Origin of the sequence: Pseudomonas sp. IPO3747 (assembly GCF_013385245.1) — a bacterium.
Classification (GTDB): Bacteria; Pseudomonadota; Gammaproteobacteria; order Pseudomonadales; family Pseudomonadaceae; genus Aquipseudomonas; species Aquipseudomonas edaphica.
This window is the reverse complement of record NZ_JACAQL010000004.1, coordinates 111,825-136,252: the sequence shown is the minus strand read 5'-3', so window position 1 is coordinate 136,252 and position 24,428 is coordinate 111,825. Positions and strand designations below refer to the sequence as shown.

Below are 24,428 nucleotides of genomic sequence, written 5' to 3'. Positions count from 1 at the left end.
CATGAGTTTGCTCAGTATCGGGATGTCAGGACTCAATGCCGCTCAAGGCTCGTTGTCGGTCTTGAGTAACAACATTGCCAACGTCAATACCCCGGGATACTCGCGCCAGCAGACCACCCAGAATGCCAGCGCCAGCAACCAGTATGGCGGCGTGTTTATCGGCAGTGGTACAACGCTTGCGGATGTGCGCCGCATTTATAACGACTTCTTGGGCGCTGCCTACCAGAGCAGCACCGCTCTTAACAGCGATGCCAACGCCTACGCGGGCCAGGCCGCCGCCATCGACAAGACCCTGTCGGACAAGTCCACGGGTATGTCGGCCGTGCTCAGCGCGTTTTTTGCCTCTTTGCAGAACGCCGCGGCCACGCCCAGCGACGTGTCCGCGCGGCAGTTGCTGATCACCAACGCCCAAACGTTGAGCAACCGCTTCAACGCGATTTCCACGCAGTTGACCCAGCAGAAAGAAAGCATCAACGGTCAGTTGCAGACCATGAGTGACCAGGTCAACAAACTGACTTCGTCGATTGCCTCGCTCAACAGCCAAATTGCCACGGCCCAGGGTTCTTCGACCAGTGCGCCGGCCAACCTGCTGGATGCGCGCAATGAGGCGGTGCGTTCGCTCAATGAGCTGATCGGCGTGACGGCCACCGAAAAGAACGGCCAGTTCAGCATCACCACCGGCACCGGCCAATCGCTGGTAGAAGGCAGCGTTGCCAATACCATTTCGGCGGTGCCGAGCAAGAACGACAACAGCCAGTACACCATTCAGCTGAACATGGGCGACACGCCGATGGACATCGGCAATGTGGTCAGTGGCGGCAGCATTGGCGGCCTGTTGCGTTATCGCAGTGATGCGCTGATGCCCGCCATCAACGACCTGGGGCGCATCGCCATTGCCACGGCCGACAGCGTTAACAGCCAGTTGGGCCAGGGCCTGGACCTGAACAGCGATTTCGGCTCCTCGCTGTTTGGCGACATCAACAGCGCTGCGGCGATTTCCCAGCGCAGCCAGGCGGCCGCCGGTAACAGTGCAGGCTCGGGCAACCTGAACGTGACGATTGCCGACAGCAGCAAGCTGTCGACCTTCGACTACAAGGTGACCTTCACCAGCGGCAATCAATACAACGTGGTGCGCTCCGACGGCAAAGCCATGGGCTCGTTCGACACCACCACCACGCCACCGCCGGTGATTGACGGCTTCACCCTGGCCTTGAACGGCAAGGGACCGGTGGCGGCCGGCGACAGCTTCAAGGTCAGCCCGACGGCCAATGGCGCCAGCGGCATCAGTGTCGACCTCAAAGACCCGAACAAACTCGCCTTCGCCGCGCCCTTGGCCGGCAATGCCAGCAAGACCAATACCGGCACCGGTACGTTCACCCAGCCGACCTTGACCGTGCCGATCGATATCGACGGCGGCGCCGCGACTGCGCAATTGCGCACCGGGATCGAAAACTCGATGCCGGTGAAAATGGTGTTCGGCAAGCCGGCGGCGGACGGCACCCAGTCCTATGCGATCAGTGATGCCCAGGGCAACCCGATCGGCACCGGCACCATCATTCCGGGCCAGGGCAACAAGATCAGTGTGAACGTGCCGATGCGTGATGCCGGCGGTGCGTTGATCCCCGGCAAAAGCTTCAGTTTTGACACCACTGTGTCCGGTTCGCCGGCCAACGGCGACAGCACCACCTTTTCGTTCAACAGCGGCGCCACCTCCGATGGCCGTAACGCCCAGGAACTGCTGGGGTTGCAGACCAAGGCCACGGTGGGTGCGGTGGACGGGAATGCGGGTGTCAGCCTGGTCAGTGCCAACAGCCGGCTGGTGTCCCAGGTTGGCTCCAAGGCCGCCCAGGCCAACACCGACAGCACCGCCACCGGCGCCTTGCTGGCGGCGAACAAGGCGGCCAGCAACTCGGTGTCCCAGGTCAACCTGGATGAGGAAGCGGGCGACATGATCAAGTTCCAGCAGTACTACACCGCGTCGTCGCAGATCATCAAGGCTGCGCAGGAAACCTTCAGCACACTGATCAACGCCCTTTAAAGGAGTCTGGAACGATGCGTATCTCTACACAGCAGTATTTCGACACCAGCTCCAGCAAGTATCAGGACAACTATTCGGGTGTGGTGAAGGCCCAGGACCAGGCGAGTTCCGGTGTGCGTGTGCAAACCGCGTCCGATGACCCGGTGGCTGCCGCCCAATTGCTGATGTTGCAGCAGCAGAAAGACATGCTGGGGCAGTACAACGGCAACATTACGACTTTGCAGAACTCGCTGAATAATGAAGAAAGCGTGCTTGCCAGCATCAGCCTGGCTATGCAAACCGCCAGCGGTCTGGCGTTGCAGGCCGGTAACCTTAAGCTCAGCAATGATGATCGCAAGGCGATTGCCGCCCAGGTCGGTGCGCTTGAGGACCATGTGTTGGGCCTGCTCAACTCCAAGGATTCCAGTGGCAACTACATGTTCTCTGGGGCCAAGACCGATACGCCGCCCTACAGTCGCAATAACGATGGTACCTACACTTATCAGGGCGACGAAACACCGCTGAGCCTGCAGGTCTCGAGCAACCTGACGGTCGCCATGGGTGATACCGGCAAGACCCTGCTGGAGAGCTCCTCCAATACCGGTCGCACGCAGACCTCGATTTTGCCACCGGCTGTGAATGACGGCAAAGTCGCGATCTCGGCAGGCCTGGTCACGTCCGGCACCGCGTACACCAAGAGTTTTGCCGACGGCCAGCCGTATAAGCTGACCTTCGCCAGCAGCACCCAGTACAGCGTGACCGACAAGGACGGCAATGACGTTACCTCGGAGATCACCGGTAACGGCACCTTTGATGCCACCAAGGAAGGCGCTTCCAGCGTTAACCTGCGCGGCGTGAAGTTCGATATCAGCCTGAACCTGGGGCCGGATGTTGCCACGGGTGCGCCGTCTGATGCGTTGGTGGCGGGCAAGGCGTTTACGCTGGAAAGCAAGCCGGACACCTTCAGCAGTTCGCGTACGGCGAGCAATCCGTCCACGGCGCAGCTGACCGGTGGCCGCGTCACGGATCAGGCGGCCTACGCCAGTACCTTTCCCAACTCGGGGGCGGTGATCAAGTTCACCAGCGGCAATGCCTACGAGGTTTATGCCCAGCCCTATACGGCCGACAGCAAATCGATTGCCACAGGTACCATGGCCACCGGCGCGACATCGATCACCGCCGCCGGGGTAACTTTCGATGTAAGCGGTACGCCGGGGGCCGGTGATCAGTTTTCGCTCAGTGCCACCAGCAACAAGAACATGAACGCCCTGGATACCTTGGGCCAGCTGCGCAAGGCGCTGGAGACCCCGGCCGATGGCGACCCGGTGGCTATGAACAAGCTCAAGGATGTGCTTAACACCACCATCGGCAACCTGTCGAATGCCGACGCACAGATCAACCAGGTGCGCGGCTCCATCGGTGCGCGCCAGAATGCCCTGGATATCCAAGGCCAGGAAAACACCAGCCTGGGCCTGGCCAACACATCGACCATGTCCTCATTGGCCAACGTCGATATGGGGCAGGCCGCCATTGACCTGACCTTGCAGCAAACCATGCTGCAAGCCTCGCAACTGGCCTTTGTGAAAATCTCCCAGTTGAGCCTGTTCAGCCGCATGTAATCGGCAGTCCTACACACGGCCCACCCTGGCAACAGGGTGGGCCGTTGTCGTTTCTGGTGCCGTGAATGTTGCCGGGTTTTGCATAAAGCGCACAAAATTGAGTGACCTGTGAGTCATAAAGGGCATCTTCACTGTATCGTGTGAAAAGGATAAGTCGCTTGCGAGTCTTTACGCGGCGGCTTTCAGCGATATTTTCATGGGGTTATCCCCTTTATTGTCAGCGCTCCCGGCCAAGCCCGAGGGGTGTTATCCAGCTATTTAGTATTGGGAAGCCACAATGATTGGCATAAAAAGCATCGCCAGTTACGTGCCGGCAGACGGGGTTGATAACTACGCCCAGGGCGCCAAATTCGCCAAGGATGAAGATTTCATCATCGGCAAGATCGGTTCGGCGTTCCTGCCGCGCAAGGATGCTGCGCAGGAAACCTCTGATCTGTGTGTCGAGGCAGTCAACGCCTTGTTTGCGGCCAACCCGGATTTGAAGCGCGAATCCATCGACGCGCTAATCGTTGTGACGCAAAACGGCGACGAAGAGGGTTTGCCCCACACCGCCGCCATCGTCCAGGACAAGCTGGGCCTGCCCACCCACGTGGCTGCGTTTGATATTTCCCTGGGCTGCTCGGGCTACGTCTACGGCATCTATGCGATGAAGGGCTTCATGGAAGCCACCGGCCTGAAAAATGGCCTGTTGATCACCGCCGACCCGTATTCGAAGATCGTCGACCCGGAAGATCGCAACACCACCATGCTGTTCGGCGATGCCGCCACCGCCACCTGGATGGGTGAAGACGCGCCGTGGTTGCTGGGCAAGTCCAAGTTCGGCACCGACGGTTCCGGCGCGCCGCATTTGAAGGTAAGTGATGGCGTGTTTTTCATGAACGGCCGCCAGGTGTTCAACTTTGCCTTGCTCAAGGTGCCGGCACATTTGCACGAGCTGCTCAATGAGTCGGACCTCAAAGCTGACGAAATCGACGCATTCTGCATCCACCAGGGCAGTGCGGCGATTGTCGACGCGGTTGCCCGGCGTTTCGAAGAGGCCCCGGTAGAGAAGTTCATCAAGGACATGGTCGAGACCGGCAACACCGTGTCGTCGAGCATTCCGTTGCTGCTGGAAAAGCACATGATGGACGCCGACTGGAAGCGCGTTGCCATCAGCGGTTTCGGCGTGGGCCTGTCGTGGGGCTCGGCGATTCTCTATCGCCCGTAACGCTCTAATAGGCTGCGCACAAAAACGCCCAGGCTCAAAAAGCCTGGGCGTTTTTTATTGTGGCGAGCGGGCTTGCCCCGCGTTGGGCTGCGCAGCAGCCCCAAGATGTCAGCGGCCCATGAATTCAGGACTTTTCAGCCGCTTTAAGCCCTTGAATTACAAAGGGTGGCCCCGTGCTAGTAAAAAAAATCAAAAAAGTCCTCAAGCAACCTGCTTTCACGACGATAACTATTACGAAGGTTCTCTAGGCCACACCCGGCGGTTGCCAGGGCCGGAAGCCGCAGTACACCACCCACGAGGATTTCGTCATGGCTTTAACAGTAAACACCAACCTTGCTTCGTTGACCGTTCAGAACAACCTGAACAAGGCTTCCGGCGCCCTGCAAACCTCCATGCAGCGTCTGTCCTCCGGCCTGCGTATCAACAGCGCCAAAGACGATGCGGCCGGCCTGCAAATCTCCAACCGTCTGACCAGCCAGATCAACGGCCTGGGCGTTGCAATCAAAAACGCCAACGACGGCAGCTCGATTGCTCAGACCGCTGAAGGCGCAATGCAGCAGTCCACCAACATCCTGCAAAGCATGCGTACCCTGGCACTGCAATCCGCTAACGGCTCGCCAAGCGCTGAAGACCGTAAGTCGAACCAGGCTCAATACGCAGCCCTGACTGCTGAATTGACCCGTATCGCTACCACCACCACCTTCGGTGGCAAGAACCTGCTGGACGGTTCTTTCGGTACTACGTCGTTCCAGGTCGGCGCCAACGCCAACCAGACCATCGACATGAGCATCGGTAACGTTGCAGCCAACAACATTGGTTCGCAGCAGCTGAAAAGCCAAGGCGTTGCTCCAAGTGCAACAGGCGTTGCCGGCGGCGCAATCACCGTTACCGGTGGTGGCCAGTCCAAGGCCCTGACCATCGCTGCCGGCGCTTCCGCCAAGCAGATCGCTGCTCAGATGAACGGCGCTGTAGGCGGCCTGGCTGCTACTGCCAGCACCACTGCACAGTTCACCGTTGACGCCACTGCCATTGCTGCTGCTACTCCGGCCAGCGCCAACTTCACCCTGCAAGTGGGCAGCGGTACTGCAGTGCAGTTCACTGGTGTGACCAGCACTTCCGACCTGGCTGACCAACTGAAGTCCAACGCTGCCAAGCTGGGCATCAGCGTCAACTACGATTCGACCACCCAAGCCTTGTCGGTCAAGTCCGACACCGGTGAGAACCTGACCTTCAACGCTGGTGACGCCGGTGCTATCGCAGGTGTCAAGGTTGCTACCCTGGACGGTACTGGTACCGCCGGTACTGCCGTCGCTCTGGCTAACACCGCGATCATCGCTACTGGTGCTGTTTCCCTGAACTCCTCCAGCAGCTACTCGCTGAGTGGTGCAGGTGTGACCGGTCTGTTCGCAGCCGCTGGTACTGCTGCCAACTCCACCAAAACCACCGTTAACAACACTGACATCACCACTGCTGCCAACGCACAGAACTCGATCGACGTGATCACTCAAGCGATCTCCGACATTGACTCCCAGCGTGCCGGCCTGGGTGCTGTTCAGAACCGTTTCGACAACACCGTTGCCAACCTGCAGAGCATTGCCGACAACTCCAGCGCCGCTCGCGGTCAGATCCAGGACGTTGACTACGCTGCTGAAACTGCTCAGCTGACCAAGCAACAAACCCTGCAACAGGCTTCCACTGCGATCCTGTCCCAGGCCAACCAACTGCCATCCGCTGTACTGAAGCTGCTTCAGTAATAGCCATCGGCAGATGAATGACGGAAGGGCGCGTTTACGTGCCCTTTCGTCTTTTGCGTGATGAGGAGATTGGACATGGACATGAGTGTGAAGCTGAACCTGTCTTATCCGGCAGTGGCGCCGCAGAGCGCGCCTGCCCCCGTGAACAACGGCCTGCAGAAAACCAAGGTAGACCCCGCGCTGGCCACGGTTCAACCCCAGCAAGACTCGAAACCGTCCGACCTCGAACAGGCCGTTACGGATATTCGCAACTTCGTTCAGGCTGCCCAGCGCAACCTGGAATTTTCCATCGATGACTCCACCCATCAGGTGGTGGTCAAGGTGATTGCAACCGACAGTGGCGAAGTCATTCGTCAGATCCCGTCGGAAACTGCTTTGAAACTCGCACAAAGCCTTCACGACGCCAGCAACGTGTTGTTTGACGCGAAAGTCTGAGCTGGCATGAATTTTGTTGCTGTAGCTGCTTGAGGCGTCGTCCGTCAATAAAGCGCCAGCCCCGATCAGGAGAAGTGTCATGGGTGATATCACGGTAAGCGGCCCGGTTACGGGGATTAATACCGAGTCGATCGTTACGGCCTTGGTGAACGCTGAACAAGCGCCCAAGCAGTCGCAGATCAACAAACAGACGCAGACGCAGACCGCCCAACTGTCCTCGATCGGCAAGATTCAAGCGGCATTGGATGCGTTTCGTGGCGCCATGGACAACATGGCCAAGGACGCCAGTATTGGTGGCCTGACGGCGACCACCTCGGATGCCAACGTGTCCACGGTCACTTTGGGCGCTGGTGCTTCGGCCGGCAGTTATCAGCTGGTGGTCAACCAGTTGGCGACTGCCTCGAAGATCGCTACCCAAAATTACCCAGGCGGGGCCAAGACTGTCGTCAATGCCGGCACTGCCGCTACGACCCTGGAAATTTCCCAGTCTGGTCAGAGTTACGGGGTGAGTGTTCCACCGGGCGCAACCTTGCAGCAGGTGCGTGACTCGATCAACGCGCAGTACAGCAGCGCGGGTCTGAGTGCCAACATCCTGACTGACTCCACCGGTTCACGTCTGGTCGTGACCTCGACCAATACCGGCGCTGGTACCGACATTACCTTGGGCGGTAACTCTGGCCTGCAAGCTGGGGCCGCGGTGGTGGGTGACCCACCGCAAAACGCGAAGTACACCATTGACGGTACTTCACAAGAGTCCAAGAGCAATACCCTGACTGAAGCAATCAGTGGTGTGAGCATCAAGCTGACGGCTGTGTCGCCGTTGCCAACTGGTGTCACCGACCCGTCCAAGCGTATCGCCTCGACCATTACGGTCACTCGCAGCAACGACACCCTTAAAAGCTCGGTTAAAGGCTTTGTCGACACCTACAACGCCTTGATGACCGCTATCGGTACCGAAACCAAAGTCACCACCAATGCCGACGGCTCGACCACGCCTTCTGCGCTGACCGGCGATGCCACCATGCGCTCCCTGCAGCAGGCGCTGCGTAGCGAGCTGAACGCGTTGGGTGGCTCGGGCACGTTGAAGTCCCTGGCTCAATTTGGTGTGAACACCGATCAGACCACCGGCAAGCTGAGCATTGACGATAAAATCTTCAGCGCTGCCATCGCCACTAACCCCACCGACATCGGCGGTATCTTCAACGGTGACAAAGGCCTGCTCGCCCGCATGAAAACCGCGACCGACAGCTTTGCCCTGAGCAACACCGGTGTACTGGCTACCCGTTCGACCACGCTGTCGAACAACCTCAAGGACCTGCAAAACCAGCAGGACACCCTGACCGCGCGTATGGCTGCCCTCAAGACCAGCCTGACCGCCAAGTACACCACCATGAACAACCTGGTCGCCCAGCTCACCAGCCAGCGCTCCAGTGTCATGACCACGCTCAACGCGCTGAACAAGTCGAATTCGGACAGTTGATTCCGGCTGGCGCCGCCCGGTGCTCCTGCACCGGGCACGGCCTTGAGCAGATCGCCGGATTAAAGTTTTTTGTCATCCCGTCGACATATTAGTCAGAGCCCATCCTAATTTAGCTGTTGCCTGTCACGAGGTAGAAACATGAATCCCATGAGAGCCCTTCGCCAATACCAGAAGGTCAATTCCCATGCCCAGGTCTCCGAAGCCAGCCCACACCGTCTGGTGCAGATGCTGATGGAAGGCGCGCTGGACCGTATGGCTCAGGCCAAGGGCGCCATGGCTCGTGGTGATATCGCGCAGAAGGGTTTGCTGCTGGGCAAGGCGATCGACATCCTGATCGGCCTGCGTGATGGCCTGAACCCGGAAAAAACCGATGATCCGGCCGCGTTGCAGCAACTTGATAATCTGTATGCCTACATGACCACGCGTTTGCTTGAAGCCAACAGCAAGAGCGATGTCAGCATGATTGACGAAGTGGCCGGCTTGATGATTACGCTCAAGGAAGGCTGGGACGGTATTGCAACACTGTAGGCCTTTGGCCTGAGGATGATGTCATGAGCCACGCCCTGCAACGGATTGACGAGACCCGCGAAGCCTTGGTCGACGCATTGGCGCAACGTAACTGGGACGCCATCGGCGAACTGGACATGGGGTGCCGCGCGGTCATCGACGAGGCGCTCAATAACGCGCCGGTGGACGAGGATGCGCTGCGGGAGAAGCTGGAGAGTTTGCTGGCGGTGTATCAGCAGTTGCTGGAGGTCACGACCGGCGAGCGCCAGGCGATTTTCGAAGAGATGTCGCAGATCAACCGCGCGCAAAGTGCGTCAAAGGTTTACCATCTGTTCGGCTGAACTGGCTCAGTTAATCCGAACAGCGCGTCATATATTTGACTGTGCTCGTATTTTTGACTTAACTAGTGCTGTTTTCAGATTTCAGGCGTCAGTAAGGTATGAAGTCCTACAGGCGTCTCGATTGCCCTCACTCTGGGGCAGGAAGTTTTACTAGGGAAGTTGCTATTGCATGTGGCGTGAAACCAAAATTCTGCTGATTGATGACGATAGCGTCCGCCGCCGCGATTTAGCGGTGATTTTAAATTTTCTCGGTGAAGAAAATTTACCCTGCGGCAGCCATGACTGGCAGCAGGCGGTCAGCTCTTTGTCGTCGAGCCGTGAAGTTATCTGTGTGCTGATCGGGACGGTAAATGCTCCTGGCGCCATTTTGGGCCTGTTAAAGACACTGTCGACCTGGGATGAGTTCCTTCCGGTGTTGCTGATGGGCGATATTTCTTCCGTGGACCTGCCGGAAGACCAGCGCCGCCGCGTGCTTTCAACCCTGGAAATGCCGCCCAGCTACAGCAAATTGCTCGATTCGCTGCACCGTGCCCAGGTCTATCGCGAGATGTACGACCAGGCCCGCGAGCGCGGCCGTCACCGTGAACCCAACCTGTTCCGCAGCCTCGTCGGCACCAGCCGTGCGATCCAGCACGTGCGCCAGATGATGCAGCAAGTCGCCGACACCGACGCCAGCGTGCTGATCCTTGGCGAATCCGGCACCGGCAAGGAAGTGGTCGCCCGCAACCTGCACTACCACTCCAAGCGCCGCGACGGGCCTTTCGTGCCGGTCAACTGCGGGGCGATCCCGGCAGAGCTGCTCGAAAGCGAACTGTTCGGCCACGAGAAGGGCGCCTTTACCGGGGCGATCACCAGCCGTGCCGGGCGTTTTGAGCTAGCCAACGGCGGCACCTTGTTCCTCGACGAAATCGGCGACATGCCGCTGCCGATGCAGGTCAAGCTGTTGCGCGTGTTGCAGGAGCGCACCTTCGAGCGCGTGGGTAGCAACAAGACCCAAAGCGTCGACGTGCGCATCATCGCGGCCACCCACAAGAACCTCGAAAGCATGATCGAGGTCGGCAGCTTCCGCGAAGACCTGTACTACCGCCTCAACGTATTCCCCATCGAGATGGCCCCGCTGCGCGAACGCGTGGAAGACATCCCGTTGCTGATGAACGAGTTGATCTCGCGCATGGAGCACGAAAAGCGCGGTTCGATTCGCTTCAACTCCGCGGCGATCATGTCCCTGTGCCGCCACGGCTGGCCGGGCAACGTGCGTGAGTTGGCCAACCTGGTGGAGCGCATGGCGATCATGCACCCCTACGGTGTGATCGGCGTGGTCGAGTTGCCGAAGAAATTTCGCTACGTCGACGACGAAGACGAACAACTGGTCGACAGCCTGCGCACCGACCTGGAAGAACGCGTAGCCATCAACGGCCACACGCCGGACTTCGGCTCCACCGCCATGCTGCCGCCCGAAGGCCTGGACTTGAAGGACTACCTCGGTAGCCTCGAACAAGGCCTGATCCAGCAGGCGCTCGACGATGCCAACGGCATTGTCGCCCGCGCCGCCGAGCGCTTGCGTATCCGTCGAACCACCCTGGTGGAGAAGATGCGCAAGTACGGTATGAGCCGCCGGGAAGGGGATGAACAGGCGGATGATTGACGCCTGTTTTTTAAGCTACTGAAATATCAGTAGTTTTTTTTCGGCACGGGTATTGCTATAGCCCTCGCAACGTTCCGTTTAACTGACGGTCAGCCAAGCGAGAGAGCATGATGCCCCACGCCGCCCAACTTTCTACAGCCCCTGCTATCCCGGGGCTCGTTCCGTCTGCAGAGCCGCTTACCCGGCAGGGTCTTGAGCAGGCGTTCTCGCAGTTCAGCCAGATGTCGAGCCAACTGACTGACTCTTACAGCTTGCTGGAGGCGCGGGTTTCCGAGCTTAAAGGCGAGCTGGCGGTGGTCAGTGCCCAGCGCATGCAAGAGCTGGCCGAGAAAGAGCGGCTGGCCAACCGTCTGCAAAACCTGCTGTCGCTGCTGCCCGGTGGCGTGATCGTCATTGATGATCAGGGCCGCGTGCGTGAAGCCAACCCGGCTGCCGTCGACATGCTCGGCCTGCCGCTGGAAGGCGAGTTGTGGCGCGAAGTCATCGCCCGTTGCTTCGCCCCCCGTGAAGACGACGGCCACGAAATCTCCCTCAAGGACGGCCGGCGTTTGTCCATCGCCACCCGTTCCCTGGACGCCGAGCCCGGCCAACTGGTGCTGCTCAACGACCTGACGGAAACCCGTCACCTGCAAGACCAGCTGGCGCGTCATGAGCGCTTGTCATCGTTGGGGCGGATGGTTGCTTCTTTGGCGCATCAGATCCGCACGCCGTTGTCGGCGGCGCTGATCTACGCCAGTCATTTGACTGATGAGCAATTGCCGGCCGCCACCCACCAACGTTTTGCTGGCCGCCTCAAAGAGCGTCTGCACGAGTTGGAGCACCAGGTGCGCGACATGCTGGTGTTTGCCCGCGGCGAATTGCCGCTGACCGACCGCGTTACGCCCGCTATGTTGATGCAGTCGCTGCAAGCGGCGGCGGCCACCCATATCCAGGACGCCCAGGTGCGTTGGCAGTGCGACAGCCACCAGGGCGAGTTGCTGTGCAACCGCGACACCCTGGTCGGCGCTTTGCTCAACCTGATCGAAAACGCCACCCAGGCAAGCCTGCCCGGGGCGCGGCTCAAGGTGCACCTGTACACCCGCGAGCAAACCCTGCGCCTGTGTATCAGCGACAGCGGCAGCGGCATTGAGCCGCGTGTGCTGCAACGCCTGGGCGAACCGTTTTTTACCACCAAGACCAACGGCACCGGCCTCGGCCTGACCGTGGTCAAGGCCGTGGCACGCGCGCATCAGGGAGAATTGCAGCTGCACTCCCGGTTGGGGCGTGGCACCTGTGCATTGATGACCTTGCCGCTGTTTTCCAGCACGGTAAGCGCGGAGTAAAAGGACTATGGCTATCAAGGTTTTATTGGTCGAAGACGATCGCGCCCTGCGTGAAGCATTGGCTGACACGCTGCTGTTGGCGGGCCATGACTACCGGGCGGTCGGTTCTGCCGAGGAAGCCTTGGAGGCGGTCGAGCAGGAATCTTTCAGCCTGGTGGTCAGTGACGTCAACATGCCCGGCATGGACGGCCACCAGTTGCTCGGCCTGCTGCGCGCGCGCCAGCCGCAGTTGCCGGTGCTGCTGATGACCGCCCATGGCGCCGTGGAGCGGGCGGTGGACGCCATGCGCCAGGGCGCGGCGGACTACCTGGTCAAACCCTTTGAGCCCAAAGCCCTGATCGAACTGGTTGCCCGGCATGCACTCGGCGTTGTTTCGAATGCCGAAGGCGAAGGCCCGATTGCCTTTGAGCCGGCCAGCGCACAGTTGCTGGAACTGGCAGCGCGTGTGGCGCGTAGCGATTCCACCGTGCTGATCTCCGGCGAGTCCGGCACCGGTAAAGAAGTGCTGGCGCGGTATATCCACCAGCAATCGAGCCGCGCCAAACAACCCTTTATCGCGATCAACTGCGCGGCCATCCCCGACAACATGCTTGAAGCCACCTTGTTCGGCCATGAAAAAGGCTCGTTCACCGGCGCCATCGCGGCCCAGGCCGGCAAGTTCGAACAGGCCGACGGCGGCACCATCCTGCTCGACGAAATCTCGGAAATGCCCCTGGGCCTGCAAGCCAAGCTGCTGCGGGTATTGCAGGAGCGTGAGGTTGAGCGCGTGGGCGCACGCAAGCCGATCCAGCTGGATATCCGCGTGGTTGCCACCACCAACCGCGACCTCGCGGGCGAAGTGGCGGCGGGGCGCTTTCGTGAAGACCTGTTCTACCGGCTATCCGTATTCCCGCTGGCCTGGCGCCCGTTGCGCGAGCGCCCGGCGGATATCATCCCGCTGGCCGAGCGCCTGCTGAACAACCACGTCAAAAAAATGAAGCACGCCCAGGCGCGGTTGTCGGCTGAGGCCCAGGCTTGCCTGATCAGCTACCCATGGCCCGGCAACGTGCGCGAATTGGACAACGCCATCCAGCGCGCGCTGATTTTGCAGCAGGGCGGCTTGATCCAGTCGCAAGACTTCTGCCTGGCCATGGGCAATGGCAGCGCGCCGTTGCCGAGCCTGGCGCCCGCACCGGTGGCGGCTGCCGAAACCGAGTCCGGCGGTGCCCTGGGCGACGACCTGCGCCGCCGCGAATTCCAGATGATCATCGACACCTTGCGTGCCGAGCGCGGCCGCCGCAAAGAGGCCGCTGAGCGCCTGGGCATCAGCCCGCGCACCCTGCGCTACAAGCTGGCGCAGATGCGCGACGCCGGGATGGACGTGGAGGCCTACCTTTTCGCCACCTGAAAAATTCTTGGGCTGACAGGGTTTGTCGCCTTTTCTTACGAATTGCCACGGAGCTGGCACCCTTGTTGCTACCACCCGTAGTAACCGCTGCGTAGTGTCAAAAAATTGCGGGTCGTCGGAGAGAGAAGGTCATGAGCCAGGGTATTGAGTTCAATCGGTTGATGTTGGATATGCGCTCCATGCAAATGGATGCCATGGCTCAACCGAAATCCGTCGCGCCAGCGCCGGAATTGGGCCAAAGCAGTTTTGCCGACATGCTCGGTCAGGCAATCAACAAAGTCAGCGACACCCAGCAAGCCTCCAGTCAGTTGGCCACCGCCTTCGAGATCGGCAAGAGCGGCGTGGACCTCACCGATGTGATGGTCGCCTCGCAAAAGGCCAGCGTTTCCTTTCAAGCCTTGACCCAAGTGCGTAACAAGCTGGTTCAGGCTTATCAAGACATCATGCAGATGCCGGTTTAAGGACGAGATTTAAGTCATGGCAGAAGCAGTCTCCGACAACGTACCCGCCAAGGCAGACGGCAAGCCGCCGCTGTTTGGCCTGTCGTTCCTGGAAAACCTCTCGGAAATGACCATGCTGCGTCAGGTGGGCCTGATGGTCGGCCTGGCCGCCAGTGTGGCGATTGGTTTTGCCGTGGTGTTGTGGTCGCAACAACCTGATTACCGCCCGCTGTACGGCAGCCTGGCCGGCATGGATTCCAAGCAGATCATGGAAACCCTGGCCGCCGCCGACATCGCCTACACCGTGGAGCCCAACTCCGGCGCCTTGCTGGTCAAGGCTGATGACGTGGCCCGTGCGCGCATGAAGCTGGCTGCAGCCGGCGTAACGCCGTCTGACAGCAATATCGGTTTTGAAATCCTCGACAAGGACCAGGGCCTGGGCACCAGCCAGTTCATGGAAGCCACCCGTTATCGGCGTGGCCTGGAAGGCGAGCTGGCGCGCACCATCAGCAGCCTGAACAACGTCAAGGGCGCCCGCGTGCACCTGGCGATCCCGAAAAGCTCGGTGTTCGTGCGTGACGAACGCAAGCCCAGTGCTTCGGTGTTGGTTGAACTGTTTTCCGGCCGCTCCCTGGAGCCTGGCCAGGTACTGGCGATCATCAACCTGGTGGCCACCAGCGTTCCCGAATTGAGCAAGTCGCAAATCACCGTGGTCGACCAGAAGGGCAACCTGCTGTCCGACCAGGCCGAGAACTCCGCGCTGACCCAGGCCGGCAAGCAGTTCGACTACAGCCGTCGCATGGAAAGCATGCTGACCCAGCGCGTGCACAACATCCTGCAACCGGTGTTGGGCAACGATCGCTACAAGGCTGAAGTGTCCGCCGACGTGGATTTCAGCGCGGTCGAGTCGACCTCCGAACAGTTCAACCCCGACCAACCGGCGCTGCGCAGCGAGCAGTCCACCAGCGAACAACGCACCGCCAGCAATGGCCCGCAAGGTGTGCCGGGTGCCCTGAGCAACCAGCCACCGGCTCCGGCGACTGCACCACAAACCACCGGTGGCGCGGCCGCTACGGCTGGCGCGATCCAGCCTGGGCAGCCATTGTTGGACGCCAACGGCCAGCAGATCATGGACCCGGCCACCGGCCAGCCGATGCTCGCGCCGTACCCGGCGGACAAGCGTAACCAGTCGACCAAGAACTTCGAACTCGACCGTTCCATCAGCCACACCAAGCAGCAGCAGGGCAAGATCAATCGCCTGTCGGTGTCGGTAGTGGTCGATGATCAGGTCAAGGTCAACCCGGCTGACGGCGCCGTCACCCGTGCGCCTTGGAGCACCGATGAATTGGCCCGTTTCACGCGCCTGGTGCAGGACGCCGTCGGCTTCGACGCCAGCCGGGGTGACAGCGTCAGCGTGATCAACATGCCGTTCTCCGCCGAGCGCGCCGAAGTGATCGCCGACCCGGCGTTCTACACGCAGCCGTGGTTCTGGGACATCGTTAAACAAGTGCTGGGTGTGTTGTTCATTCTGGTGCTGGTGTTCGGCGTGCTGCGTCCGGTGCTCAACAACATCACCGGCAACGGCAAGAAACAGCTGGCCTTGGCCGGTGGCGACGTCGAGTTGGGTGGCATGGGCGGCCTGGACGGCGAACTGGCCAACGACCGCGTCAGCCTCGGCGGCCCGCAAAGCATCCTGTTGCCAAGCCCGAGCGAAGGCTATGACGCTCAGCTGAATGCAATCAAGAGTCTGGTAGCAGAAGACCCGGGCCGTGTGGCCCAGGTCGTGAAAGAGTGGATCAACGCAGATGAGTGATAATCGAGCCGCTGTTGCCAAGCTCACCAAGGTCGACAAAGCCGCAGTCCTGTTGCTGTCCCTGGGTGAAACCGACGCTGCCCAAGTGCTGCGCCACATGGGGCCTAAAGAGGTCCAGCGCGTGGGCGTGGCCATGGCGCAGATGCGCAATGTGCACCGCGAGCAAGTCGAGCAGGTGATGAGTGAGTTCGTCGAGATCGTCGGCGACCAGACCAGCCTGGGCGTCGGCTCCGACAGCTATATCCGCAAGATGCTCACCTCGGCACTCGGCGAAGACAAGGCCAACGGCCTGATCGACCGCATCCTGCTGGGTGGCAACACCAGTGGCCTGGACAGCCTCAAGTGGATGGAGCCGCGCGCGGTGGCCGACGTGATCCGCTACGAGCACCCGCAGATCCAGGCCATCGTCGTCGCTTACCTCGACCCGGACCAGGCCGGTGAAGTGCTCGGCCACTTCGACCATAAAGTACGCCTGGATATCATCCTGCGCGTGTCGTCGCTGAACACCGTGCAGCCGGCAGCCCTGAAAGAACTCAACACGATTCTGGAGAAGCAGTTCTCTGGCAACTCGAACGCTTCGCGCACCACCTTGGGCGGCATCAAGCGTGCGGCCGACATCATGAACTTCCTCGACAGCTCGGTCGAAGGCCAGTTGATGGACTCGATCCGCGAGATCGACGACACCCTGTCCGGCCAGATCGAAGACCTCATGTTCGTGTTCAACAACCTCTCCGATGTTGATGACCGTGGCATCCAGGCGTTGCTGCGCGAAGTCTCCTCCGACGTGCTGGTGCTGGCCCTCAAAGGCTCGGACGAAAACGTCAAAGAGAAGATTTTCAAGAACATGTCCAAGCGTGCGTCCGAGCTGTTGCGCGACGACCTCGAAGCCAAAGGCCCGGTGCGCGTCAGCGACGTCGAAACCGCGCAGAAAGAAATCCTCACCATTGCCCGCCGTATGGCCGAAGCCGGAGAAATCGTTCTCGGTGGGAAGGGCGGCGAAGAAATGATCTAAGGCGCGTCCCATGTCGAACAAAGATGAGACGCCCAGCGATCTGATTCGCGCGCGGGATGTCGGCGGGTTCGACATCTGGTCGCTGCCCAGCTTCGATCCACATGTGCCGGAACCTGAGCCCGAGCCGTTGGTTGAAACGCCGGTAGAGATGGAAGAAGTGCCACTGGATGAAGTCCAGCCACTGACCCTTGAAGAGTTGGAAGCCATCCGCCAGGAAGCCTACAACGAAGGCTTTGCGGCCGGCGAAAAAGACGGCTTTCGCAGCACTACCCTCAAAGTACGCCAGGAAGCCGAAGAGGCGCTCGGCGTCAAACTCGCCAGCCTTGAGCGGCTGATGGGTACGCTGTTCGACCCGATTGCCGAGCAGGATACGCAGATCGAAAAAGCCATGGTCGGTCTGGTCGAGCACATTGCTCGCCAGGTGATCCAGCGCGAATTGGTGCTCGATTCCAGCCATATCGAAAGCGTCATGCGCGAAGCCCTCAAGCTGCTGCCGTTGGGCGTGGGCAATGTGCGCCTGTACATCAACCCGCAGGATTTCGAACAGGTCAAAGCCCTGCGCGAGCGCCATGAAGAAACCTGGCGCATCGTCGAAGACGCCAACCTGCAACCCGGTGGCTGCCGCGTCGAAACCGAACACAGCCGCATCGATGCCACGGTGGAAACCCGCATCAGCCAGATCATGGCCAAGCTGTTTGATCAACTGCATGAACAAGCCCTGCACCCGGCCGAGCCTGACCTGAGTGTGGACCTGGACGCCACCGATGCGCCTTGATCGCACCAGCTTCGCCAAGCGCCTGGGTGGCTACGCCGAGGCCACGGAGTTGCCCGGCCAGCCGATCCTCGAAGGGCGCCTGCTGCGCATGGTCGGCCTGACCCTCGAAGCCGAAGGCCTGCGCGCCGCCATGGGCAGCCGCTGCCTGGTGATCAACGACGACAGCTACCACCCGGTGCAGGTCGAGGCCGAGGTGATGGGCTTTTCCGGCAGCAAAATTTTCCTCATGCCGGTCGGCAGCCTGGCGGGCATCGCTCCCGGCGCCCGCGTGGTGCCGTTGGCCGACACCGGCCGCCTGCCCATGGGCATGAGCATGCTCGGTCGCGTGCTCGATGGCGCCGGCCGCGCACTCGACGGCAAGGGCGGCATGAAGGCCGAAGACTGGGTGCCGATGGACGGCCCGACCATCAACCCGCTCAACCGCAACCCCATCAGCGTGCCGCTGGACGTGGGTATTCGCAGCATCAACGGTTTATTGACGGTCGGTCGTGGCCAGCGTCTGGGCCTGTTTGCCGGTACCGGCGTGGGTAAGTCAGTGTTGCTGGGCATGATGACGCGCTTTACCGAGGCCGACATTATTGTGGTCGGGCTGATCGGCGAGCGCGGCCGTGAAGTGAAAGAGTTCATCGAGCACAGCCTCGGTGAAGAAGGTCTCAAACGCTCGGTGGTGGTCGCGTCGCCTGCGGACGATGCGCCGCTGATGCGCCTGCGCGCCGCCATGTACTGCACGCGTATCGCCGAATATTTTCGCGACAAGGGCAAGAACGTCCTGTTGCTGATGGACTCGCTCACACGTTTCGCCCAGGCCCAGCGGGAAATCGCCTTGGCCATCGGCGAACCGCCCGCCACCAAAGGCTACCCGCCTTCAGTGTTCGCCAAGCTGCCCAAGCTGGTGGAGCGCGCCGGTAATGCCGAGGCCGGTGGTGGTTCGATCACCGCGTTCTATACGGTGTTGTCCGAAGGCGATGACCAGCAAGACCCGATTGCCGACTCGGCGCGGGGTGTGCTCGACGGCCACATCGTGCTGTCGCGGCGCCTGGCCGAGGAAGGGCACTACCCAGCCATCGACATCGAAGCCTCGATCAGCCGGGTGATGCCGGCGGTGGTCACCCCGGAGCACATGGCGCGTGCGCAGCACTTCAAACAACTGTGGTCGCGCTACCAGCAGAGCCGCGACCTGATCAGCGTCGGCGCCTACGTGGCCGGTGGTGATCGCGAAACCGACCTGGCCATCGCGCTGCAACCGCAACTGGTGAGCTACCTGCGCCAGGGGCTCAACGACAAGATCAGCATGGGCGAAAGCGAAGCTCACCTGGGATCGATCTTCGCTCCGGCGCCGGGCGGTTAAGCCATGGCCAGCACCCGTTCTTCACGCCTGGCCCCAGTGGTGGACATGGCCGAAAAGGCCGAAAAAACCGCCGTGCAACGCCTGGGTTACTTCCAGGGTCAGGTGCGCCTGGCGGAAAGCAAGCTGGGCGACCTGGAGCGCTTTCGCGGCGAATACCAGCAGCAGTGGATCGAGCGTGGCAGCAAGGGTGTGTCCGGACAGTGGTTGATGGGCTACCAGGGCTTTCTTAACCAGCTTGAGACGGCTGTGGGCCAGCAGCGCCAGAGCCTGGCCTGGCATCAGAACAATCTCGATAAGGCCCGTGAGGCTTGGCAAGCGGCGTTCGCTCGGGTCGAAGGCTTGCGCAAGCTGGTGCAGCGTTATATCGACGAAGCGCGGGCGATTGAGGACAAGCGTGAGCAGAAGCTGCTCGATGAGCTATCACAGCGCCTTCCCCGCCAGTCACAGTACTAACAGTTTCCACTTGCCTACTGTGGGAGCTGGCTTGCCTGCGATAGCATCACCGCTGTATCACTGATACACCTCGTCGCCTGCATCGCAGGCAAGCCAGCTCCCACATTGAGTGCTCGGTGTTGCCCAGATCCGGTTCAGCTGCTAAACCTTGTTGCACATTGCCAATGACAAGGAAGCAGTCACATGTCAGTCGAGTCAGAAGTATCCCTGGATGGGACGAAGTTGACGATTAAAGTAAGAGGCCGATTCGATTTCGGAAGCCACCAGACCTTTCGCGATGCCTACGAGCGGTTCTACAAGGTGCCCGACATCTACGTGGTAGATCTGAAAGAAGCCACCTATCTGGACAGCTCGGCGCTCGGCATGCTCCTGCTGCTGCGGGACCATGCCGGTGGCGATGAGGCCGAAGTGCAGGTCATCAACAGCAACTCCGATGTGCGCAAGATCCTCGGCATCTCCAACTTCGACAAACTGTTCGACATCAGTTGAGCACCTTGGCCCCGGTCCTTGAGCCACTGACGATCCTGATCGCCGAAGACAGCGCCGCCGATTTATTGTTGCTGTCGACCATCATTCGGCGTCAGGGCCACCAGGTGCTCACCGCCACCAATGGCGCGCAAGCCGTCGAGGTGTTTACCCGCGAGCGCCCGCAACTGGTGTTGATGGACGCCCTTATGCCGGTGATGGACGGTTTTGAAGCGGCGCGGCGGATCAAACAGTTGGCGGGTGAGGCGCTGGTGCCGATCATCTTCCTCACCTCGCTGCGCGAAAGCGAAGCCCTGGCCCAATGCCTGGATGCCGGTGGCGATGATTTCCTGCCCAAACCCTACAACCCGCTGATCCTGGCCGCCAAGATCAATGCCATGGACCGTCTGCGGCGCCTGCAGGCCACGGTGCTGCGCCAGCGCGACCAGATCGCCCGGCACCACGATTACCTGTTGCATGAGCAACGCGCGGCCAAGGCGGTGTTCGACAAGGTAGCGCATTCGGGTTGCATCAATGCGGCGCCGAACATTCGTTACCTGCAATCGCCCTATGCGCTGTTCAACGGCGACCTGTTGTTGGCGGCGTATACGCCGTCCGGCGACATGCATGTGCTGCTCGGTGACTTCACCGGCCATGGCCTGCCGGCCGCAGTGGGCGCCATGCCGCTGGCGGAAGTCTTCTACGGCATGACCGCCAAGGGTTACGGCCTGGCGCAGACCCTGCGCGAGATGAATGCCAAGCTCAAGCGCATCTTGCCGGTGGACATGTTCTGCTGCGCCACGCTGGTGTGCCTGAGTACCCAGCGGCGCGTGGTGGAGGTATGGAACGGCGGCATGCCCGACGGCTATGTGCATGAGATCGCCACCGGCAAGCGTACGCCTTTGTTATCCCGGCACCTGCCGCTGGGTGTGCTTTCGGCACAGGCGTTTGATGACAGCACCGAAGTCTGGCCCATGGCCTTGGGCGACCGGGTGTTCTTGTTGTCCGATGGGGTGCTGGATACCGCCAACGCCAGTGAACAGTTATTTGGCGCGGCGCGTTTGCAGCAGGTATTTGCCAGCAATCGCAAGCCTGACCGCTTGTTTGAGGAGATTGAGCAGGCCCTGGCGGCGTTCCGGGGTGAGGCGCGCGATGATGTCAGCATGGTGGAGATCACCTTGCAGCCTGGCCAGCCGTCGCGGGCGGCTGAGCCGCTGTATGCCGACAGTGGCCAGTCGTGCCCGTTGGATTGGTCGGTGAGCTTCGAGTTTCGTGCGCGAACGCTCAAAAGCTACAACCCGTTGCCGTACCTGTTGCAATTGCTGCTGGAGATTCATGGCCTGCGTGGGCAAAGCGGGGCGCTGTACAGCGTGATGGCCGAGTTGTATTCCAATGCGCTGGAGCATGGCGTGCTGGGCCTGGATTCGCGACTCAAGCGCGATGCCCAAGGATTTGCCGAGTATTACCGCCAGCGCAACGAGCGCCTGTCGCAGTTGAACAGCGGTTATGTGCGGGTACATGTGCAGGTGGTGCCGACTGCCACGGGCGGCAAAATGACGCTGCGCATCGAAGACAGTGGCCCAGGGTTTGACGTGGAACAGGTGCTGGCGCGGCCGCTGGATATCGACCGTTTGTCTGGCCGGGGGCTGAGCCTGGTACGGCAACTGAGCAGCGATGTACGCTGGACCGATGGCGGGCGCAGTGTGTGCGTGGAGTTTTGCTGGGGGGCTCTGGCATAATCCGCCGATTCTTGATCAAGGAGCGAACAAGTGCTTGAGATTCATCTGGACCCTGATGTGCTGACGGGCCTGCAGGAAGTGATGGAAAGCGAATATCCGAAATTGCTGGATACCTTTCTGGACGATTCGCAAAAGCGTATCGATGCGTTGCGCAAGTCGCGTGGTGACGCCAAGGCGTTGGGCCGGATTGCGCATAGCTTCAAGGGCAGCAGTGGCAACCTTGGGGCGGTGCGGTTGGCGCAGTTGTGTCAGCGGCTGGAGGTGGAGTCCGTCGAGTTGTCGGCGGACTTGGGTGCGCTGGTTGATCAGATTGATCATGAGTTTGCGTTGGTGCGGCCGCTGTATGAGTCGGAAAGGCAGCGCTTTCAGCTTTGAATTGAGTCGCCAAGCCGGTCTCGGCCAAATGTGGGAGCTGGCTTGCCTGCGATGGCATCGACTGGTTTTGCCTGATACACCGAGGTGTCTGCATCGCAGGCAAGCCAGCTCCCACAGAGCACAATGGATCTACCGTCAAAAAACCAAACCTGGCCCGACTCTTGCTCTATCTCCCGATACTGCATCCCCGACCCCCAATGCAGTGGAGACCTTTAACTATGCCAGTCGCCCCCAATTCGCTCCTTCAGGCTGCCGCTGCGCCCAAGCCTCAAGCGCCGGCCGCCACACCGCCTGTAGCGGCCGCGGACCCACGGGACAAGGGCCCTGGTTTCGCTCAAGTGTTTGCCAACCAAAGCCCCAAGCCCACGCTGAAGACCGATGACACTCCGGTCAAAATCTCGCGTGACAAGCCTTCGGATACCAACACCAAGCCGGTCGCCAACAACGACAAGCCTGCCGCCAGCACGCCAGCGGTTGCCGATAGCGGCAATCCCTTGCCTGCCAAGCCGGCCAAGGCTGACGACAGCGCCAGCAGTGATGACGACAAGCCCGCCGACCCGGCCGTGGCGCAGCAGCCCCCGGCTGATCCGGTGGTCGACCCGGCATTGGTCGCCGTTGTTACGCCGGTGCCTGTTCCGGTGCCAGCGCCCGCGCCGGTAGCCACCCATGACGACACGGCCCAGCCGGTGGTCGCGGCGCCGCTTGCAGCCACCGATGACGCCAAGCAACCGGCCTTCGACCCCGAAGCCGATCCGCTGGATTCGATGCCGGCCGTGCGCTTGGCCATGGAGCAGGGCGGCCATGTGTCGGCCAGCAGCCAGACGCCACAGAAAGCCGCGCCGACCACCGCTCAGGACCAGCCAACCGCCGCGCAGAACTTTGCCGCAGGTCTTGCCAACATGGTCGACCAGCAAGCCACCAAAGACAGCACTGACCAGGGCGGCGACAAGGCCTTCAGTGGGCTGATCGAAGGTGGCCTCAAGGATTTGAAAGACGCCGGCAGCGACACGCGGGTGGATGATTTCGCCAACCGCCTGGCCGCGCTGACCCAGGCTGCCACGCCGAAAACCGCGAACGCCTTGCCGCCCGTGGCCAATGCGCCATTGGCCATGCACCAGAGCGGCTGGACCGAAGAGGTGGTCAACCGCGTGATGTACCTGTCCAGCGCCAACCTCAAGTCGGCGGAGATTCAGTTGCAGCCGGCTGAACTGGGGCGCCTGGATATCAAGGTCAATATGACCGCCGACCAGCAAGCCCAGGTCAACTTCATGAGCGGCCACGCCGTGGTACGTGAAGCGCTGGAAAGCCAGTCCGGCCGTTTGCGCGAGATGTTTGCCCAGCAAGGCATGGGGCAGGTCGACGTCAACGTCTCCGACCAGTCGCGTGGCTGGCAGGGTCAGGGCCAGGAGCAACAGCAGCAGAATCAGGCCCGCGGCATAAGCGGCAGTGGTGGGCGTGGTGATGGCGGCGATGCGGGTGACGCTGCTGAAGTGGCGGCGGCGGTCGCGCCGGTGAGCCAGACCGTGATCGGCTCCAGCGCCGTCGATTACTACGCCTGACTTGAGCCAAAAAACGCGGTCAATGTGGGAGCTGGCTTGCCTGCGATGGCGCTGTATCAGGCACAGAGATGTGAGCTGATCCACCGCTATCGCAGGCAAGCCAGCTCCCACATTTGATTTTGGGTGTTCGCCGTTCCCCGGTTAGTCAGACAACTCTGGCATAACACTTGCTCTTGCCTTCCCGTAGATCTATGAATCCCCGAATAGTGACGGATTATTGGCATGGCGAAGAGTGACGACGCAGCAGCAACCCCACCCGCAGGCAAAGGCAAGCTCAAGCTGATCCTGCTGATTGTGCTGGGCCTGCTCCTGGCCATTGGCGCCTCGATTGGCGGCACGTGGTACATCATGCACAGCAGCGCGAGCAAACCGGCTCCCGCCGCCGAAACCGCCACTAACGTCAAGCAACCGGCAATCTTCGAGCCGATGCTGCCGGCCTTTGTCGCCAACTACAATCAGAACGGTCGCCAACGCTACCTGCAGGTGAGCATCACCTTGCTGGCGCGTAACCAGGCGGACCTGGATGCGCTTAAAGTGCATATGCCGGTGATCCGCAACAACCTGGTGATGCTGTTCTCCGGGCAGAGCTTCGACAGTCTGGCCACCCCGGTCGGCCAGGAAATGCTGCGCCAGAAGGTCACTGCCAGCGTGCAGGAAGTGGCCCAGAAAGAGCTCGGCAAAGTCGTGGTCGAGCAGGCGCTCTTCACTAACTTCGTATTGCAGTAGGATCACGAC

General features: G+C 60.8%; 22 protein-coding genes. All 22 read left to right on the top strand.

The genetic code is table 11. The features are described from left to right. Position 1: 1 nt before the first annotated feature. The 22 genes from flgK to fliL all read left to right on the top strand — a co-directional run bounded on the left by flgK (position 2) and on the right by fliL (position 24,419). Positions 2–2,038 carry a flagellar hook-associated protein FlgK gene (gene flgK / locus HX790_RS07595; protein WP_017134926.1) on the top strand — a complete coding sequence of 679 codons (2,037 nt, stop codon included), beginning with the start codon at positions 2–4 and terminating at the stop codon, positions 2,036–2,038. A 14-nt stretch (positions 2,039–2,052) separates the two neighbouring features. Continuing rightward, positions 2,053–3,636: a flagellar hook-associated protein 3 gene (locus HX790_RS07590; RefSeq protein ID WP_017134927.1), complete on the top strand. Its 1,584-nt coding sequence runs from the start codon at positions 2,053–2,055 to the stop codon at positions 3,634–3,636. Positions 3,637–3,913: 277 nt separating this feature from the next. Further along, complete coding sequence (locus HX790_RS07585) at positions 3,914–4,843, top strand: ketoacyl-ACP synthase III (RefSeq protein ID WP_017134928.1); 930 nt, start codon at positions 3,914–3,916, stop codon at positions 4,841–4,843. A 308-nt stretch (positions 4,844–5,151) separates the two neighbouring features. Beyond that, a complete protein-coding gene (locus HX790_RS07580; protein WP_017134929.1) occupies positions 5,152–6,597 on the top strand; it encodes a flagellin in 1,446 nt (481 codons plus the stop codon). A gap of 75 nt (positions 6,598–6,672) precedes the next feature. Continuing rightward, positions 6,673–7,032: a flagellar protein FlaG gene (locus tag HX790_RS07575; RefSeq protein ID WP_017134930.1), complete on the top strand. Its 360-nt coding sequence runs from the start codon at positions 6,673–6,675 to the stop codon at positions 7,030–7,032. Between the two features lie 79 nt (positions 7,033–7,111). Then, the gene (fliD, locus tag HX790_RS07570) at positions 7,112–8,512 is read left to right on the top strand and encodes a flagellar filament capping protein FliD (protein ID WP_099548872.1); all 1,401 of its coding nucleotides are present in this window, start codon (positions 7,112–7,114) and stop codon (positions 8,510–8,512) included. Positions 8,513–8,650: 138 nt separating this feature from the next. After that, positions 8,651–9,040, top strand: coding sequence for a flagellar export chaperone FliS (gene fliS / locus HX790_RS07565; RefSeq protein ID WP_017134932.1), 390 nt, complete (start codon positions 8,651–8,653; stop codon positions 9,038–9,040). Between the two features lie 23 nt (positions 9,041–9,063). Beyond that, positions 9,064–9,360, top strand: a complete 297-nt coding sequence (gene fliT / locus HX790_RS07560) for a flagellar protein FliT (RefSeq protein WP_017134933.1) — start codon at positions 9,064–9,066, stop codon at positions 9,358–9,360. A gap of 169 nt (positions 9,361–9,529) precedes the next feature. Next, entirely contained in the window at positions 9,530–11,005 is a 1,476-nt protein-coding gene (locus HX790_RS07555) for a sigma-54 dependent transcriptional regulator (protein WP_017134934.1), read from the top strand. Between the two features lie 110 nt (positions 11,006–11,115). Next, complete coding sequence (locus tag HX790_RS07550; RefSeq protein ID WP_176991503.1) at positions 11,116–12,327, top strand: PAS domain-containing sensor histidine kinase; 1,212 nt, start codon at positions 11,116–11,118, stop codon at positions 12,325–12,327. 7 nt (positions 12,328–12,334) lie between these two features. After that, positions 12,335–13,714, top strand: coding sequence for a sigma-54 dependent transcriptional regulator (locus HX790_RS07545; protein WP_176991395.1), 1,380 nt, complete (start codon positions 12,335–12,337; stop codon positions 13,712–13,714). A gap of 131 nt (positions 13,715–13,845) precedes the next feature. Further along, positions 13,846–14,175, top strand: coding sequence for a flagellar hook-basal body complex protein FliE (gene fliE, locus HX790_RS07540; protein ID WP_017134937.1), 330 nt, complete (start codon positions 13,846–13,848; stop codon positions 14,173–14,175). Positions 14,176–14,191: 16 nt separating this feature from the next. Then, complete coding sequence (gene fliF / locus HX790_RS07535; RefSeq protein WP_017134938.1) at positions 14,192–15,967, top strand: flagellar basal-body MS-ring/collar protein FliF; 1,776 nt, start codon at positions 14,192–14,194, stop codon at positions 15,965–15,967. Beyond that, on the top strand, positions 15,960–16,979 hold the full coding sequence (gene fliG / locus HX790_RS07530; RefSeq protein WP_010208743.1) for a flagellar motor switch protein FliG: 1,020 nt from the start codon (positions 15,960–15,962) through the stop codon (positions 16,977–16,979). Before fliF ends, fliG begins: the two co-directional genes overlap by 8 nt. 10 nt (positions 16,980–16,989) lie before the next feature. Further along, positions 16,990–17,754, top strand: a complete 765-nt coding sequence (gene fliH, locus HX790_RS07525; protein ID WP_017134939.1) for a flagellar assembly protein FliH — start codon at positions 16,990–16,992, stop codon at positions 17,752–17,754. Next, positions 17,744–19,102, top strand: coding sequence for a flagellar protein export ATPase FliI (gene fliI, locus HX790_RS07520; RefSeq protein WP_017134940.1), 1,359 nt, complete (start codon positions 17,744–17,746; stop codon positions 19,100–19,102). Before fliH ends, fliI begins: the two co-directional genes overlap by 11 nt. A gap of 3 nt (positions 19,103–19,105) precedes the next feature. Beyond that, a complete protein-coding gene (fliJ, locus tag HX790_RS07515; protein WP_058422167.1) occupies positions 19,106–19,555 on the top strand; it encodes a flagellar export protein FliJ in 450 nt (149 codons plus the stop codon). A 183-nt stretch (positions 19,556–19,738) separates the two neighbouring features. Beyond that, on the top strand, positions 19,739–20,044 hold the full coding sequence (locus HX790_RS07510; protein WP_017134941.1) for an STAS domain-containing protein: 306 nt from the start codon (positions 19,739–19,741) through the stop codon (positions 20,042–20,044). Further along, positions 20,041–21,759 (top strand): fused response regulator/phosphatase, encoded by a 1,719-nt coding sequence (locus tag HX790_RS07505; RefSeq protein WP_017134942.1) that lies wholly within the window; start codon positions 20,041–20,043, stop codon positions 21,757–21,759. Before HX790_RS07510 ends, HX790_RS07505 begins: the two co-directional genes overlap by 4 nt. A gap of 30 nt (positions 21,760–21,789) precedes the next feature. Next, entirely contained in the window at positions 21,790–22,134 is a 345-nt protein-coding gene (locus HX790_RS07500) for an Hpt domain-containing protein (RefSeq protein WP_099548879.1), read from the top strand. 218 nt (positions 22,135–22,352) lie between these two features. Next, positions 22,353–23,693 (top strand): flagellar hook-length control protein FliK, encoded by a 1,341-nt coding sequence (locus HX790_RS07495; protein ID WP_017134944.1) that lies wholly within the window; start codon positions 22,353–22,355, stop codon positions 23,691–23,693. Positions 23,694–23,915: 222 nt separating this feature from the next. Continuing rightward, the gene (gene fliL, locus HX790_RS07490) at positions 23,916–24,419 is read left to right on the top strand and encodes a flagellar basal body-associated protein FliL (protein ID WP_017134945.1); all 504 of its coding nucleotides are present in this window, start codon (positions 23,916–23,918) and stop codon (positions 24,417–24,419) included. The last annotated feature ends 9 nt before the right edge of the window (positions 24,420–24,428 follow it).